Annotated in this window: 9 protein-coding genes; 8 read left to right on the forward strand and 1 reads right to left on the reverse strand. The window is 58.1% G+C overall.

The genetic code is table 11. From position 1 onward, the window contains the following. The first annotated feature begins 1 nt into the window (after position 1). The 6 genes from NITMOv2_RS05315 (at position 2) to NITMOv2_RS05340 (ending at position 4397) form a co-directional block, all read left to right on the forward strand. Positions 2-394, forward strand: a complete 393-nt coding sequence (locus NITMOv2_RS05315) for a c-type cytochrome (protein ID WP_053378896.1) — start codon at positions 2-4, stop codon at positions 392-394. A gap of 189 nt (positions 395-583) precedes the next feature. Continuing rightward, positions 584-1420 carry an SPFH domain-containing protein gene (locus NITMOv2_RS05320; RefSeq protein ID WP_053378897.1) on the forward strand — a complete coding sequence of 279 codons (837 nt, stop codon included), beginning with the start codon at positions 584-586 and terminating at the stop codon, positions 1418-1420. Between the two features lie 296 nt (positions 1421-1716). After that, positions 1717-2082: a response regulator gene (locus NITMOv2_RS05325; RefSeq protein ID WP_053378898.1), complete on the forward strand. Its 366-nt coding sequence runs from the start codon at positions 1717-1719 to the stop codon at positions 2080-2082. A gap of 37 nt (positions 2083-2119) precedes the next feature. Further along, positions 2120-2467, forward strand: a complete 348-nt coding sequence (locus NITMOv2_RS05330) for a hypothetical protein (RefSeq protein ID WP_053378899.1) — start codon at positions 2120-2122, stop codon at positions 2465-2467. 335 nt (positions 2468-2802) lie between these two features. Then, a complete protein-coding gene (locus tag NITMOv2_RS05335; RefSeq protein WP_053378900.1) occupies positions 2803-3147 on the forward strand; it encodes a hypothetical protein in 345 nt (114 codons plus the stop codon). A gap of 737 nt (positions 3148-3884) precedes the next feature. Next, entirely contained in the window at positions 3885-4397 is a 513-nt protein-coding gene (locus NITMOv2_RS05340) for a hypothetical protein (protein ID WP_053378901.1), read from the forward strand. Positions 4398-4516: 119 nt separating this feature from the next. Here NITMOv2_RS05340 and NITMOv2_RS23270 read toward each other — a convergent pair whose 3' ends face one another. Then, complete coding sequence (locus NITMOv2_RS23270) at positions 4517-4783, reverse strand: transposase (protein WP_187299369.1); 267 nt, start codon at positions 4781-4783, stop codon at positions 4517-4519. 123 nt (positions 4784-4906) lie between these two features. Between NITMOv2_RS23270 and NITMOv2_RS05350 the strand changes: the two genes are divergently transcribed. Then, a complete protein-coding gene (locus tag NITMOv2_RS05350) occupies positions 4907-6001 on the forward strand; it encodes a hypothetical protein (RefSeq protein WP_053378903.1) in 1095 nt (364 codons plus the stop codon). A 2-nt stretch (positions 6002-6003) separates the two neighbouring features. After that, positions 6004-16740 carry a calcium-binding protein gene (locus NITMOv2_RS23275; protein ID WP_145976177.1) on the forward strand — a complete coding sequence of 3579 codons (10737 nt, stop codon included), beginning with the start codon at positions 6004-6006 and terminating at the stop codon, positions 16738-16740. Positions 16741-16965 lie beyond the last annotated feature (225 nt).

Below are 16965 nucleotides of genomic sequence, written 5' to 3' on the forward strand. Positions count from 1 at the left end.
GATGAGACGGGTCCGAGCCATCTGTGCCGCCGGTCTCTGCCTCGTGACGCTCGCCGCCACGCCGGCCTGCAGCCAGGGCGATGCGCCGACCAAGAACGCCGCAGGCACCGTCCCGGCCGAATTGCAGGCAGGCGAAGCGAAGTTCAACGCGAACTGCGCCGCCTGTCATGGCGTGGGCGGAGTCGGCACCAGCCAAGGGCCTCCGCTGGTCCATAAAATCTACGAACCCAACCATCACGGCGACGCCGCGTTCCAGCGCGCGGCCGCTCAGGGCGTGCGGGCGCATCATTGGGAATTCGGCAATATGCCGAAGATCGACAGCGTGACGCCTGCGGACGTCGACCAGATCACACAGTATGTCCGGTGGCTCCAGAAGCAGGCCGGAGTTTTTTGAACAACGGCCCTACTCGCGGTTCCGTTCCCCTCCCGCACCCTTCTCTGAACGCCACTCTCAGCCGTTTGACTTCATTCCAAGCGGTTCGTAAGGTGATGTCGCCCTGAACGTGGAGCCAGGGCGTCGCGTCACCGTGTATTCAACCGTGCGGCCTCACGCCTCTTGTGGGGCTGCGAGAGAGGAGGGGTTATGAAAGCTCAACCCGACCGCGTCTTGCTTGCCGTAGGTGTCTTGTCACTGTTTCTCCTGACCATCGGCTGTGTGGGGATCGACGCAGGCCACGAGGGCGTCCTCGTCGAACAGCCGTTCTTCTTCGGCCACGGCGGCGTCGATCCGGTGCCGGCCAAAACGGGACGAGTCGTCGTCGCGCCGACGACCAAAGTGATCGACGTGGATGTTCGGCCCATCCAATACTCGGAGCATTTCGACATCATCTCGGCCGAGAACGCGCCGGTGTCCTTCGATGCGTTTCTGATCGCCAACGTGGTGGAAGGCCGATCGCCGGAGCTCATCTCAAAGTACGGCCCGAACTGGTATCAAAACAACGTCAAGGAAGCGTTTCGCACCTTCGTGCGCGAGGAAGTCCAGAAATACCCCCTGTTTCAATTGACGACTGATCCGACCACGAGAGCGAAGTTACAGGATGCCATTGCACGGGAGATCCAGACGAAGCTGATCGAGAAACAGGGCATTCCGGTCCGGCTGAATCGCGTCGTCGTCGGAAGCATTCTTCCGCCGAAGGGCGTGGTCGAGCAGACGACGCAGACCATCATCCAAGAACAGCGGAAAATCACCATGGTGGAATTTCAAAAGGCCGAAGAAGCGCGCGAGAAGGCGGAACGGCAGCGCGGCATCGCCGACCGGGCCTACCGTGAATCGCTGGGGCTCACCGCGCCCGAATTCGTGGACCTGCGCCGTATCGAAGTGCAGAAAGAAATCGTCCAACATTCGCCGACCGCGCTGACCGTCATCATGGGCCTCGAACGCATCGGCATCAACATTCCGCCCTTCGGCGCGGAGAAGTAGCGGGAGATACATCAGTTGAAAGTGCGGATGGGCCGCATAGGACCATCCGCGCTTTTTGTCCGCGCAACTTTCGCAGTTCCTCCCTCTTCGTCACCCCATTGACACTTCTCAGAGTGCTCGGTAGAGTCGCCGCCCATCAATTTGGAATGCGCAGAACTTGAGGTGTTGTCTTCCGCAGACCGGCCTATGGCTGCCCCACCTGGCCGTTGCGCCAGGGGTTTGTAGGCGTCCGTTGTTGTACAGCATGTGGCACTGGCTCGTAATTCGTCTACTGAGTGCCGATTGAAAGGATCATCGTGGGCCGGATCCTCGTCATCGATGATGAAGAAAGCATCCGATCGCTGCTGCAGACCATTTTGCAGCGACGTCATCACGACGTGCTGCTGGCGGCGTCGGGGGCCGAGGGGCTTGAGCAGTTCCGGCAGCATGCGCCGGACGTCACAATCCTGGACCTCAAAATGCCGGGGATGAACGGTCTCCAAGTCTTGCAACACACCCGGGCTGTCGCGCCGATGGCGCCCGTCATCGTCCTGACCGGCGCTGGCACGGAGGCGACCGAGCAGGAAGCGCGGGCCTACGGAATCACGGCGTTCTTGACCAAACAGTTTTCCCTGCATGAATTAGGCGCAGCGCTGAGGCTCGTGCTCGGCAATTCAGCATGAGAGAGCAAGGTAATTAACCACTGAAAGGAGCAAGATCATGGCAGAGAGGAATCAAAAGACGATCGCCCTCAACGTCCAACTCCGCGGCAACGACCAGACGGCTCAGCCGGGGCTCGCTAATTACACAACCGTAGGGCTCGCCCAAGGACTGGTGTACGTCGACTTCGGCTTCATCGAGCCGGCTATGCTGGTGGCCGTGGCCAAGGCGGAAGCCAACGGAGGCGCGGCGCCGAAGGCGGTCGAGGGCCGCGTGACCACTCGCGTGGCGATGCCGCTCGAAAGCCTGCTGCGCCTGCAGCAGCAGGTACAGCAAGTGATCGGCGGATTGCGGGCAAGAAGGAAGGCCACCGAGGCGGCTAGGCCGCAAGGCGGAGAAACAAAATAATGAACCGGATTTCGTAGCCATTTCCTTCAGTGTGTAGAAAAAGGAGGAACAATGTTGGATCCGCCGGTTAGCCACGTCGATGGGCCGCCAGTGCAACCACTATGAATCGGCGAGCCCGTATTCTGATATCACGGCGATTAAAGGAGCGACAATCTCTTTGGACGTGGTGTGCCGCTCTGCCTTCAACGGAGATTGAATGGCATTGGCTTGTCTGATGATACAGACGGACACGACTCGTCATCCACCGCTGCATTAACGAACTAAACGCGTTCGCGGTCATGGGTTGCGCTGTTGAAGTCGAATAGAATGACACCGTTTTCGTCACGAGGAGAGATGTGAGACAGAATCTGACGCTCATCGGGTTGCTCTTAATGGCTGGTGTCCTTCAGCTTGCGGCAGCTCCAGACAAGCCGTCATTCATCCTTAAGGACTCGGGGTTTCCTGCGAGCAGCCAACACCGAATTTATTGGCTCGATAATGAGCGGGTGATTTTTACGGGGTATGAAATCGACCTCGAGAAAATAGATAAGCAGGGAAAGTATGGGCGTGAACAGAATATTTATATTTGGGATACCCGAGAAAACCACCGTTCAATCTATGTGAAGAACGCCAGCCTTGGTTGTTATTCCGCGGCTACATTCGCTACTCCATCCTTGACGGCGCATCAAAGAAAGGGCTGATGGGACAAGAGCGGACCTACCTTGACATGTACTACTCGAAGGAAACCTGGGAGGGAGAACCGCCGGAGTGGGAAGAGGGTGTGAAAACGCATCCTATTAGCTGCAGGAGTTACATATCGCGCGGAATGGGATTTTTAGATTTACTTCCAGAGCACGGCTATTTCGATTACCACCGAAATGCTTATCATGGTTCAGGCGATAAGATTCCGATCGTTTGGTTCCGCCCTGGTTTTACCGAAGGAGTTAAGCTGCCACTTAAGGTTCATCCCTACCTTAACTCTTCGATAGTTCGCTTTGAGTCGTTCCTAAACAGCTATGTATTGGATGCTACACCCCTCGCTGTTCCTCGCGAAGGTCTTGTGACTTCTCCTTCGGAAAATAGTGACGCGTATTCAATTTGGCTCTTCGTAGCTGATGGCAAAATCTCTTCTATTAATGTCCCATACCGTGGATGGATGCGCGGGGGGGGCGAGGAATTTTTACCCTGCACGAGAAGGCGTTTTCACTTGGACTCACGATTGGGGGCGGCATAAAGAACCACCAGGTGATGCAGGGGCGTATTGGATCCAAGGTGACCAAGTGGTTAAGGTCCTCAGCGAGGAAATAGGACCAGATTCAATAAGAGTCTCTCCAGACGGCTGCAAGATTGCGTTTGTGAGTGCGCCCTATGAAAAACGTCAGCCATACATCAGTAACGCATCTCTCCACATCCTTCATGCCTGCAGAGGAGAATAGCCATGTCTGTCACTCAGCCACTCAACGAGTTGGTGAAGTTGACCTTAATAGCAAGCGATGCCTCCTACTTCACTTCTGCTCTGACCGCGCCTTCAATACTCGCCCCACTCCGCGACACTCCGAGTTACGACATATTGCCTCCCTACTCAATTGGGCCGGGCTTCGAGAAGGTAAGTGACGATGCCCAGTCAAGTATCGATTCGGTTGGTTTCAAGTTCGTTGCATATCGAGATGCTGGAACGAATGAAGTAATTGTGGCGTTTGGCGGTACTGATGGGCCCGATTCAGTTGATTGGACTGGCAATACCGCGCTGGGATGGAATCAGTGGACGCGTGGCCGTGACCTGGTATTTACGCTCTTGCGAGACTCAAATATCATCAATGCCAGCACCAAGATCCATTTCACCGGTCAGGAGGGGAAAAAGAGGGACAGGCTACTTATTCTGAAGTTTTCGGGGGCGACCGCTCGGACGAAGTGTCGGAGGTTATGTCGGCTGCATGATCCAGAGGTTTGAAATTTTTGGCCCTAGTCCATTTTTTAATTTGACAAGTTCATCGGTTCGGAATACAAGCGTCCATCATCAAGCATCCTCACTGTAAGGATTCCATGGTTGATGCCTAGACGGGGCAGCCACTATGAATCGGCGAGCCCGTATTCTGATATCGCAGGCATGAACGGACTGAGCGCGTCCTCGGTCTTGGGTTGCAGCACGAGATGAAAATGATTGGGCAACAGGAAGTAGCCAAAGAGACGGACCGGAAACTTGGTTTTCGCGGAGGTCAGCAGATCGAGAAACGCTGCGTAGTCGGCTTCTTTGTGAAACACCACCGCGCCGCTATTGCCGCGGTTAAGCACATGGTAGGCGTGCCCGGCCAGTTGACCACGAGGTATCCGAGGCATAAGGGCGGCAGCTTGGGAGAAACTGGGCAGGGACGCAAGGGAAAAGTAGCCTGTCCCTCTATTTCTCGTGCACGCGCGCATCCGTGGGCGAGTATTGTTATCACGTCATCAATAAGGAGCTGCATGAATAACAGACTGGCCCTCATCATCGTATTGTTTCTCATGGTGGTCAGCCCGCAGCTGGCGGCCTGTGCTGCACTTACGGCGCCATACTCGATAAAAGATGCGGGCATCTTCGCTGAAGATGCCGACCTTGTTTGGCTCGATAACCGTCGAGTTCTATTTCATGGCCACAAAGGGATGGAACCCTCATCCGACCCGAAGACAATTCTTCGACTCAATGATCGAGGTCTGTATTTTTGGGACACGATTTCAGGCGCACTTGAGTTGTACGACACATTTGATACACGGTCCGATGGCTTGCTGCTGAAAAGCAGTTTATGCGTGCATGACGGGGTGCTGACTTATGTCAATCGTGGAATAATTATCAGCGGAAAACGAGGTCAGGAGGCCCGGACTCCTTTCCCCAAGCAGCCGTATTGGTTCAACCCACACAGCTGCGGCTATTACGATACGAAACCGTTTTGGTTTGTCGAGAATCATCGGACGATTCCGCTGTTAGAAGAGCACGGATATCTGGATCTGGGGACTGTCATTCCGCCACAGCCAGATCCTCTTACGCTCCGGTTTGAGAATCCCAACCCTGCGATCAGCTTCTATTCTCTTGCCGCGAAAAAGAGTTTCACCTTGCCGATGGGGCAGCTTGAGGTGGGTGGGCTTCGAGTTGAGTTCGCGCCATATAAAAATGTCTATCTGATTTCGGGGCTCCAATACTTTGATGATGTAAAACGTGACGTGCAGCCTGCTTGGCCCGATGCTGTGCCGCTCAGAGTTTGGTGGCTTAGCCCGGATGGGACATTAACAAAACAGGAAATGCCAAAATTGCCATGGAGCCATGGCAACGCTTTCAAATTCTTCCCAGCTCGCAATGGTGTTTTCATGTCAAAGCAATCACCCAGCGGACCAGAAGCATTTGGATCTATGGGCGGATACCTTATTCAAGGCCAAGAAATGAAGAGGGTTGTGTCAGGGGCGTTGCGAAGGGTAGCGATGTCGCCAGACGGCTGCTCAGTGGCCGTTGTGAACGACATGTACGAAAAAAAATCTGTGAGTGAGCGGGCGAGATTGCAACACATTCAGCTCTGCCAAGGAGAATAATCATGGCGCTACCAGCTGGATTGAATAACCTTGCCAAGCTTACGCTTCTAGCTAGTGATGAATCGTACTTCTCACCACAGTTTCCAGTAGATATTGGAAGCTTATTGAAGCCGCTTCTCGATACGCCCTCGTATAATGTGGACCCGAAGTATGACATTATCCCGGCTCTATCGTTTCGTGTGGACAGACGGGAATTAGTCGACAGTACGGGCTTCAAATACATTGCTTTCAGAAATGATGTGACCAATGAGGTGATTATTGCGTTTGGTGGCACTGACGGCGTGAACGCTCAAGATTGGGCCGCGAATGTCGAACACCTCGGATGGAATCAGTGGCAGAACGGTGGAAGAGATCTGGTCTTCAGCTATCTAAGCGGGTTAAGGAATCCAGATGAAAATCCATTCACAGGCAAGATTCATTTTACTGGTCAGAGTCTTGGCGGCGCGCTGGCGCAATATGCGACTTATGAATATGTACAATCGCAGCAACTAATCGCCACTCAAAACAACACCACCTTCGACGCCTCACGCATTACGCTTACGACCTTCAATGCCCTTGGTGGCCAACTGGGCTTGCAGCGCAACAGCTCAGGATTCAACCCATCCATTCTGAATGGTCTCGGCGCCTCGGCCCATTTTGTGATCGACGGCGATCTGGTGAGCCGGCTCGGTGGTGGTCACGTGGGCGGATCGGTGTATCAGCTCGATTTTGTCTCCACCCAGATTAACCCGGAGACCGGGCAACCATACTTCCTCGATTTAATCGGCGGCCATCGGATTGAAACCGGATTCTACGCGAATCTGGCTCCGCTCGTGACGTTTGACGAGGCTCGAGCGCTGACGCCGACAGAGGTCAGCCAATACTATCTGCCCATGGCGTCGTTGCAGAAGACGGCTGCTCTTCTGGGAAACATTCTCAACGGCAAAGATATCGCACCGCTTGAATCCGTGCCGCGCCTAGTGGCCGGCCTCTTCGCCGGCATGACCTTCGGGGATCCGGCGGAACTGGACAAGCTGGCCAAAGTCGTGTTGAGCAATCTCCATGCGGCCGGCAAGCTATCCGACGGCGCCTATACCGCGTGGAATGGGGCTCGGCTTCCCTTGGCGATTGTCTCAAAACCATTCACGTTGGCGATCACACCCGTGAGCCTGCTGGCCGCCGGCCTTCTCGATGCCATGGATGCGGGACTAGACGCGATCCAATCGGCGTTGTCGTCCGTAAGACAGTTTTTTAATTTAACGACTGGGCCAACGGTCCCTCTGAACATGTCTCAGCATGAATTGGAAATGAAGGCCAGGGTCTTCCTTGCATCGGTACCAGGAGCTCTATCCGCGTCCGATCCGCTGGCACAGGAACTGGCATCCATGCAGGTCAATCCCGATGAACTGGCTCAACGGCTCTTGACGACAACGGGCAGTACGTGGCGTACCGAGATTTTGGCGTACCTGCGCGAGCAATTGCCGAATCCGGCCGACAAGGTGGAGGCCAACGGTCTCGCTGTGGCGTTCTATGAAACGCTCAGCGCCACGCCAGGGCTGGATTCATCGGACTTTAACCTCTTCGCGCAGGAACGGGACGCATTTATTACCGATACGGCTTCTGGATTTGCGAATGCGATGAGCGACTTTACCCAGAAGATTGCCAATGTGGCCTTCAATCTTGGGCAGACTCTCGCGAGCTTTACCGACATCCAATTGATCGATCAGGCCTATGCAGCAGAGTTGAACGATCCGCGGCTCTCATCATCAGCGAGGGGGGCTGTCGAAGACGCCCGCGACATCGTTCGGCGCGCCGGCCAGACGGTGGTGATTCAGACTGGAGTTGGAGGCAATCCCTTTGAGACGCCGGGCTATGTGCCGGGCGGGGCGTCGAGCGCGACGGTGGAGGAAAAACTCGGGGAGGATTTCCGGCTGTCGCTGCCGTTTGCAGCGGGCGCCGGCGGCCAGCGCGTCTCGCTGCAGCTTCAAGGGCCACAAGTGAATCAGTTGCGTGTGATGACAGCGGAGGGCACACAAGCTATCGGTGCCAACGGCATGTTTCAGTTAGTCGTGCCCGAGGGGGCCGATCAAGTTCGCTTTACACTCTTGGCGAGTGATGAGATTTCCAGTGATGCCACGGTGACGCTATCGGCCACGCTGATGGACGAAAACAGTCAGGCGACGCATACCACCCAGATCGAAAGCACCATCACGGTGAAGGCGTTTGTGGGAAATACAGACAATCGCTATGAAACGTATACGGAAGATTGGTCTTCAATTACCGATCCCACTGTGGGTGTGGCAATGGGAGCCGGAGGGCTTCTTCATCAAACGCTCATAGGGGGCGCGGGGCCGGACTTCGCCACGGCCTTTGCTAATGCCTTTGGAGACGACACGATTTATGGCAATGGTGGAAACGATATCCTCTCTGCTGCCCGCGGGCATGATGTGCTGTATGGAGGCGAGGGGGATGACCGGTTACGCGGAGACCACGTGGACGACATCGTAGACGAACCTTGGGAGGGACCCGATCCCGATCCTCGGGGTACTTTTCGTGGCAGAGATTACGTGGACGGAGAAGGGGGCAATGATGTGCTCGGGGGTGGAGGAGGCGATGATCGTCTCATAGGTGGACCTGGGGATGATGAGCTTTGGGGCGATGCGTACACGAATGGCTACGTCATCCAGCATCCCGACGGCAGTGCCACACTCGTTTCGATGACAGGGGTCCTCCAGCCCGGCGACGATGTGCTCGAAGGAGGCGAAGGCAACGATACGTTGAGCGGTGACGGCGGCGACGATACCCTTGATGGGGGGCCGGGCGCCGATCTGTTGATCGGTGACACACAGCAAGGGCTTGAACTCATATATCCGATGGTGCCCGGGGATGACTACCTCGTAGGCGGCGACGGGAATGACGAACTCCAGGGGAATGCCGGACACGATGTGTTGCTCGGAGGAGATGGAGATGATCGCTTGTATGGAGACGACTCCGGGGTAGATCCATCGCAGGAAGGTGATGATTGGCTCGAAGGGGGAGACGGCGCCGATTTCGTTGCCGGCCGCGGTGGGGACGATACGTTGATCGGCGGGAACGATGCGGATGTGCTGTTCGCCGATGCGGGGAATGACACGTTGATTGGCGGAGACGGGGACGACACCGGGTTTGGTGGTGAAGGGGACGATGAGATCATCGCCGGCGCGGGTGCTGATCAATTCGATGGAGAAGCCGGCGATGACGTCATGTTCGGCGACGACGGGAACGATCTGCTGCTTGGCGGTGACGGGCTCGATGAACTCGACGGCGGTGCGGGTGACGATGTGCTGCTCGGCGGCGCAGACAACGATACGCTGTTTGGCGGCGAGGGGAATGATGAGCTGCAAGGAAATGCGGGCGACGATTTGTTAGCGGGCGATACCGGCGACGATCGGATCTTTGGACAGAAAGGTAACGATGAGCTCTTCGGCGGCGATGGGAATGATGGATTGCGGGGAGATGACGGCGATGATGTGATCGAGGGAGGTGCCGGCGACGACACGTTGGTCGGCGACGCGGATGGGCAGATCGGAGGCACCGGAGGTAATGATCTGCTAAATGGCGGAATCGGCAATGATGTGCTGGTCGGTGGAGGCGGGCAAGATACCTATCGTTATGAATTGGGTGATGGCTTTGATGTCATTGTCGATGCTGCCGGAGAAGGGAACCGGCTCGTGTTCGGGGCAGGAATTAGCTCAACTGCGATAGTGGCAACCGTGGGATTCAATGACTCGCTCGTGGTGCGTACTGGAAGCGGCAGCGACGCGGTCGAAATCATTAACTTCGGAACAGCCAATCTCGCAGGCTCTCACCCCATCGACACATTCGAGTTTTCGGATGGCACCGTACTCACATACTCCCAGATGGTTACGAGCGGGCTAGGAATTTCTGGAGGCGCAGGGAACGATACCCTCATCGGTTCGCTTCAAGGGGAGCAGATGTATGGTGGGGCAGGCAACGATACACTTCAAGGCTTGGATGGAGCCGATACTCTTCTCGGCGAGGATGGTGCCGACACACTTGAAGGCGGAGCGGACAATGACGTGCTTGTCGGCGGGGTCGGTGATGATACGTTGCTTGGCGGTTCAGGCGATGATCGATTGTTGGGAGGAGCCGGAGCGGATTGGCTTCAAGGCGAGATTGGTGCCGATACCTTGGATGGTGGCATTGGGGACGACATGCTCCATGGGGGAGACGGCGATGATCTCCTCAACGGGGGAGCCGGTAATGACAGCTTCGATGGAGGAGTCGGAAATGATGTCCTCGCCGGCGGGCTTGGCGACGACCAACTCCTCGGCGGCGCGGGCAACGACACCTATCGCTTCAATCTTGGCGACGGACTGGACAGCATCAGCGATACGGTCGACGCAGGCGAAGGCAACCGTGTGCTGTTCGGCGCCGGCATTACGGCGGCCACTGTCTCGCTCACGACGAACTTCGGCCAGGTGATGGTCCGCCCCGGCGCGACATTCGAAGGCGTGATGGTTGGAGCGAGCGGCGAGGACCCGCTGGGATTCCATGCCGTCGACCTGTTTGAGTTCGCCGATGGCACGACCTTGACCTATGCCGATCTGGTCGCGCGCGGGTTCGAGATCGAGGGGACGGAGTTCGACGACTTTCTGTTCGGCACCACCGTGGTGGACCGGTTCCGCGGTGGGCTTGGCAATGACTGGTTGGAGGGCGGCGCAGGGAATGACGCCTACTTCTTCAACGCTGGCGACAGTATCGATACGATCGTCGATACCGCGGCGCTCGGTGCTGGGAATGAACTCGTCTTTGGGCCCGGCATCGCTTCCGCCGATCTGCGTCTGGACTTGGCTGCCGATCAATCCGATCCCAGCTTGAGAGATTTGCTGATTCACGTCGGCACGAATGGCGATGCGGTGCAGATCGACACCTTCGATCGCAACAACGTGCTGGGATCTCGCGGCGTCGAGTCCTTCCGCTTCGCGGACGCCAGCACGCTGACGTACGAACAGCTGCTCGCACGGGGTTTCGATCTCACCGGCACCGACGGTGATGATCAGATTGACGGGACTACTATGGCCGATCGTGTGCAGGCCGGCGATGGATCGGACGTCGTCAAGACCGGCTTGGGCGACGACCAACTAGACGGTAGCACCGGCGACGATCGCCTGTTCGGCGGCCAAGGCAACGACACCTATGTGTTCGGCTCGGGCTCCGGTCATGACACGATTGTGGAATTTCAGGGCAGCCAGGATCGGATCAGCATGGCCGCCGGTGTGTTGCCGTCCGATGTGGTTGTGACGCGAGATGGAAATGACTTGGTTCTGAGCCTCAACGGCGGGGCCGATCGGCTCACCGTGTCGTTGTACTTCCTTGCGCCTCCTCTGCAGATCGAAGAGGTGGCCTTTGCCGATGGCACCGTGTGGGACCGTACGGTGATTGAAAACCTCACGAGACCGGCCATTGCCGGAACGGCCGGCAACGATGTCCTCGTCGGCACGAGCAGCGATGACCGGCTGCTGGGACTGTCGGGAAACGATGAGTTGTCTGGCCTGGCGGGCAATGATCAACTGGATGGCGGGACAGGTGCCGATCTGCTGGCGGGAGGCTCGGAGGACGACACGTATATAGTCGACGACCCGGGAGATGTTGTGACGGAGCTGGCGAATGAAGGAGTCGATACGGTGCTGAGCAGCGTCACTTGCACGTTGGAGGTTCACGTCGAGAACCTGACACTCACCGGAACAGCGGCGATCAACGGCACCGGCAATGAGTTGGATAACGTTTTGACGGGCAACAGTTTCGCGAATGTTCTGACCGGCGGCCAAGGGAACGACACCTATATCGCGGGCGCGGAAGATACCGTGGTGGAAGCGTCCAGCGAGGGAACGGACACGATTCACACCAATGCCAACACGACCCTGGGCGCCAACGTCGAAAATCTCTCGCTGGTCGGTAGCGCCCCGCTGGTTGGTACCGGGAACGCGCTGGATAATGTGCTCCAGGCCGACGGTTCGATCAGTGTGCTGGCCGGCGGCGCCGGCAACGATACCTATCTCATCGGACCGAACGGCGATGACATTCTGGTTGAGACGGCTAGCGGCGGTATCGATACCGTGATCGCCGCACACGACTATCGCCTGCCTGCGAATATTGAAAATCTGACGCTTCTTGATCCTCGAATTCCAGACTTCGCGAGCTTCTCACTCATCCCCTATGGGGCATCCGAAAAGGCCGTGGCCGGATTCGGCAACAATCTGGCCAACATTTTGACTGGCGGCCGGGCGAACAATGTCTTGGACGGCGGTCTCGGTGCCGATACGCTGATCGGCGGCGCCGGCGATGATACCTATCTCGTGGACAATGGCGGCGACAGCGTAATCGAGCAAATGAACGAGGGCACCGACAGCGTGCGGAGCACCGTGAGCTACAGCCTCAGTGCCAATGTCGAGAACCTCACATTGACCGGACTAGCTTCGATCAATGGCACCGGCAACGCGCTGAACAACGATCTCAGAGGCAACGAGGCGGCCAACGTGCTCGACGGAGGCGCGGGGGACGACAGCCTGATGGGATTTGGCGGTGCCGACACCTATCTCTTCGGCCGCGGCTCAGGACGCGATATCGTGTTCGATTCCGGGACGGCCGGGGAGATCGATACGATCCAACTGGCGCCGGATGTCAATCCGAGCGACGTCGGCGTGTACCGGCGGGAGTATGGTCTCGTCCTGGCCATCGCTGGGACCATGGACGAGATCACGCTCGCGAGTTTCTTTGACGCGCCCGGTTACGATCAAAAGCAAGTGCGGTTCAACGACGGCACTGTCTGGAATAACGCCGAATTGCGTGCGCGCGCACTGACCGTGGGTGGCACGATCACCGGTACGATCGGCGATGACCAGCTCACAGGGAGTGCCGGTCACGATGTTCTCATCGGGCAGGCCGGGAACGATGTGCTCACCGGTGGGCTGGGGAACGATTGGATCTACGGAGATGCCACCAGTCAATCAGCGTTCGGGCCGCAGGTGATCGGCAACGACACGCTGGTGGGAGGAGCCGGCGATGACGTGCTGGTGGACCTTCGAGGGACGAATGTGTTTGACGGGGGAGCAGGCAACGATACGCTCTTCGTCGGAACCGGGCAGGATACGATCCTGTTTGGCAGAGGAGCGGGTCTCGACTCCTTGACGCTTGATACGAACGCCGGCGATCTCGACCTCATCCAAATAGCACCGGATGTCTCACCAAACGACGTGATGCTGACACGATCGGTGCAACGAGCGACCGGAACCAATCTTATCGATCTGACGATTCCCACAACCGGCGACCGACTGACCGTCAATGTTTCATATGTCGGCATCGGGAGTGAGACGACGCCCCAGGCTGCCGTTTTGTTCGGCGATGGGACTCGATGGGACCTCATGTGGGCGCCGGTTGCACCGGTGGCCTCCGGCCCCGATGTGTTGGAATCCGCCTTCCCGGCGACTGTGGCTGGGCTTGGCGGTGACGACACCTACCTCTTTGGAAGCTCGGGCATCCCTGGAGCGTACGCAGCCATCGAAGCGCCAGGCGGAGGGATTGATACGGTGCAAAGCTTTTTTAGCTATACATTGGACGCACAAGTCGAAAATCTAATCCTTGCCGAGAGCAACAGCTCGGTTATCCCAAACGCTGGGCGAGGAACCGGCAACGAGTTGGATAATCTCATCATTGGGAACACGGGAGACAATATTCTGGATGGTGGAGCGGGGAATGACGTATTGGTCGGCGGAATCTTTCTGGAGCTGGAGGGACCCCCCTATCTCACAGGGACCGGTAGCGACATTCTCATCGGCGGCGCGGGCGACGACGTGCTGATGGAAGACGCCGGGAATTTCTCGTTCACCGGCGGATCGGTGTTTCTCGATAACACGCTGGATAGCCAGGAACGTGTGCCGCGTAGAGCTGACGACCTCTTCATCGGTGGGACCGGCAACGACACGTATATCGTACATAGCCAGCAGCAGACCGTGGTGGAATTTGAGAACGAAGGGACCGATACGGTCAGGAGCACGGTTTCCTATGTTTTGGGCGAGCATATTGAGAACCTTGTGCTCGGTTCACCGCCGACCGTCTTCGACGAGGAAGGCAACATCGTTCCTCCGCCGCCGCTCAATGGAACAGGCAATGAACTGGACAACGTTCTGATCGGCTTTGAGGATGCGAATATTCTTTCCGGCCTCGCAGGCCGCGATACCCTCGTTGGCCGACTCGGCAACGACACGCTGCGCGGGGGTACGGGGCATGATATCTATGTCTTCAACCTCGGCGACGGCATCGACACGATCGAGGATACCGCGGCGGTTGGTGAAGGCAACCGGATTCAGTTCGGTGCCGGGATCAGCCGCAACGGTCTGACCGTCACGCATGATGACGTCGCACGGATGCTCACTATCCAAGTCGCCAGCAGTGGAACCGATCGGCTTGTACTGACCAACTTCGATCCCACCGGCGCCAACGGCTCGCTGGTGGTTGAAACCTTAGCCTTTGCCGACGGGAGCGAGGTCAGCCTCGCGAGCCTGCTTGGACCCACTATCACCATGTGGGGAACTGAGAATAATGATGTCCTGGTCGGGACGGCCGGCGCTGACGGGATCGACGCCGGAGCCGGCAACGATACCGTCTACGCCAACGGCGGCGACGATCTGGTCTTGGCCGGCGAGGGCGACGATGTGGTGACCGGTGACGAAGGGGTGGACACCATCTCAGGTGGAGGCGGGACGGACTATCTCTATGGCGGAGACGGCGACGATGTCGTGAACGGCGACGACGGCAACGATTCGCTGGCGGGCAATGCCGGCAACGACACGCTGACCGGCGGGCTGGGCAACGACGTGCTGGGCGGCGGCGACGGGGACGATGTGCTCTCTGGGGAAGCGGGTAATGACAGCTTCTACGGTGGACTAGGCAACGATCAGATCAGCGGCGGCGATGGCGACGACTCGGTTTCTGGAGAGGCCGGCGCTGATACCATCTTGGGCGGTACTGGCGGCGACTACCTCTATGGCGGCGACGGCGATGATGTCCTCGATGGACAGGACGGCAACGATGTCGTCGTGGGCGAGGCGGGCGTGGATGTAGTTCAGGGCGGCGCTGGCAACGATGTTTTGAACGGCGGCGCAGGCGCCGACCAGCTCTCTGGCGGCGAGGGTGACGATGTCCTCTATATCGATGGAGCCGATACGATCGTCAACGGCGGCGCCGGTTACGATAGCGTCACCGTGCTCACCCCGGACGCCGTCACACTCGACGCGACCGCAGGCCAAGTAGAATTTGTCCAAGGCAACAGCGGAAATGACGTATTGACCGCCGCAGGCAGTGCGGCCGGCAGGACGCTGTACGGCGGTGACGGAAATGATCAGATCACCGGCGGAGACGGCAACGACGGCCTCGCCGGGCAAGGCGGGAACGATACGGTATTCGGCGGGCTGGGCAACGATGTGATCAGCGGGAGCGACGGGGATGATGCGCTCTATGGCGAGGCCGGCAATGACACGTTCTATGGCGGGGCGGGCAATGATCTCCTCACCGGCGGTGAGGGCGACGATGTTCTGAACGGGGAAGACGGCGTCGACACCGTCTTCGCAGGCAACGGAAGTGACTATCTCTATGGCGGTCAGGGGGACGATGCCCTCGACGGCGAGGCTGGCAACGATGTCCTCGTCGGCGAGACGGGCAATGATGTGCTCAACGGCGGGGCCGGCAATGACGTGCTCAATGGCGGCACTGGCGCCGATCAATTGAACGGCGGCGACGGCGACGACAGCCTGTATATCGATGCAGCCGATACCATTGTGAACGGCGGGGTGGGCTACGACAGCGTGACCGTCGTCGGTCTGGAAGCGGCCACACTGGATGCGGCGGCGGCTCAAGTGGAATTGGCCGTCGGGAGCAGCGGGAGCGATGTATTCACCGCCGCGGGCAGCCTGAGCAACGTCACGTTCTATGGCGGCGAGGGCAACGACCAACTCACCGGCGGAGATGGGAATGACGTGCTGATCGGGCAAGCCGGTAACGATACGCTGGCCGGTGGGCTCGGGAACGATAGCCTTAACGGTGGCGAGGGCGACGATATTCTGAATGGTGGAGCAGGGAATGATGCCTTCTATGCCGGTGCGGGCACCGATCTGGTCAGCGGCGGGGACGGGGACGACTCCCTGTCGGGCGAAGGGGGAGCCGATACGCTATCTGCCGGCAGCGGTCAGGACTATCTCTATGGTGGTGACGGCGACGATGTGCTCAACGGCGAGGAAGGGAATGACGTTCTGTCCGGCGACGGTGGGAACGATACCCTCACCGGCGGTCTTGGCAATGACTATCTCGCGGGCGGTCTGGGCAATGACCAGTATAGCTTCTCACGCGGCGACGGTGCAGACGCCATTTCTGAAAACGATGCCACCGTCGGCAACAGCGATCGACTCCTCTTCGGGAGCACCATCAATCCGCTGGATCTCGTCATCAGCCGGCAGGCTGATAGTCTGCGGCTGGCGATTTACGGCAGCAGCGACCAGGTAGTCATCGAGAACTGGTATCTTGGCGAGGCGCGGCAGGTCGAAACCTTGCTGGCCGGCAACGGCGAACTGCTGCTGAATAGCCAGGTCGATCAGCTCATTCAAGCCATGGCGTCCTTCAGCCAACAGACCGGGCTGACCTGGGAGCAAGGGATCGAGCAACGGCCGCAAGACGTGCAGGCTGTGCTCGCGGCCAGTTGGCACTAAAAGGGACTGGCTCCGGCACAGCCGGTGCCTGTCCCGCTTCCTCTGGGGGGCAGTCACCAATCGGAAGGGTGACTGTCCCCCCTCGCCAGGACGAGGAGAGCCGCGACGCGAGGCGCGCAGAAGCGCGGCAGTCCCCCAGGAAATCCCCTTGACAGGCGCCGAATGGCTCTATACATTCGCCACCCGTACAGTTAGGAACTGATTCATCAGTTCTGAGGTGTGCAT

Source organism: Nitrospira moscoviensis, assembly GCF_001273775.1.
In the GTDB taxonomy this organism is placed as follows: Bacteria; Nitrospirota; Nitrospiria; order Nitrospirales; family Nitrospiraceae; genus Nitrospira_D; species Nitrospira_D moscoviensis.

What these genes read in the sequence shown, in the direction of transcription:
- NITMOv2_RS05315 (WP_053378896.1), top strand. Translation starts at nt 2, where the DNA reads ATGAGACGGGTCCGAGCCATCTGTGCCGCCGGTCTCTGCCTCGTGACG.
- NITMOv2_RS05320 (WP_053378897.1), top strand. Translation starts at nt 584, where the DNA reads ATGAAAGCTCAACCCGACCGCGTCTTGCTTGCCGTAGGTGTCTTGTCA.
- NITMOv2_RS05330 (WP_053378899.1), top strand. Translation starts at nt 2,120, where the DNA reads ATGGCAGAGAGGAATCAAAAGACGATCGCCCTCAACGTCCAACTCCGC.
- NITMOv2_RS05340 (WP_053378901.1), top strand. Translation starts at nt 3,885, where the DNA reads ATGTCTGTCACTCAGCCACTCAACGAGTTGGTGAAGTTGACCTTAATA.
- NITMOv2_RS23270 (WP_187299369.1), bottom strand. Translation starts at nt 4,783, where the DNA reads ATGCCTCGGATACCTCGTGGTCAACTGGCCGGGCACGCCTACCATGTG.
- NITMOv2_RS05350 (WP_053378903.1), top strand. Translation starts at nt 4,907, where the DNA reads ATGAATAACAGACTGGCCCTCATCATCGTATTGTTTCTCATGGTGGTC.
- NITMOv2_RS23275 (WP_145976177.1), top strand. Translation starts at nt 6,004, where the DNA reads ATGGCGCTACCAGCTGGATTGAATAACCTTGCCAAGCTTACGCTTCTA.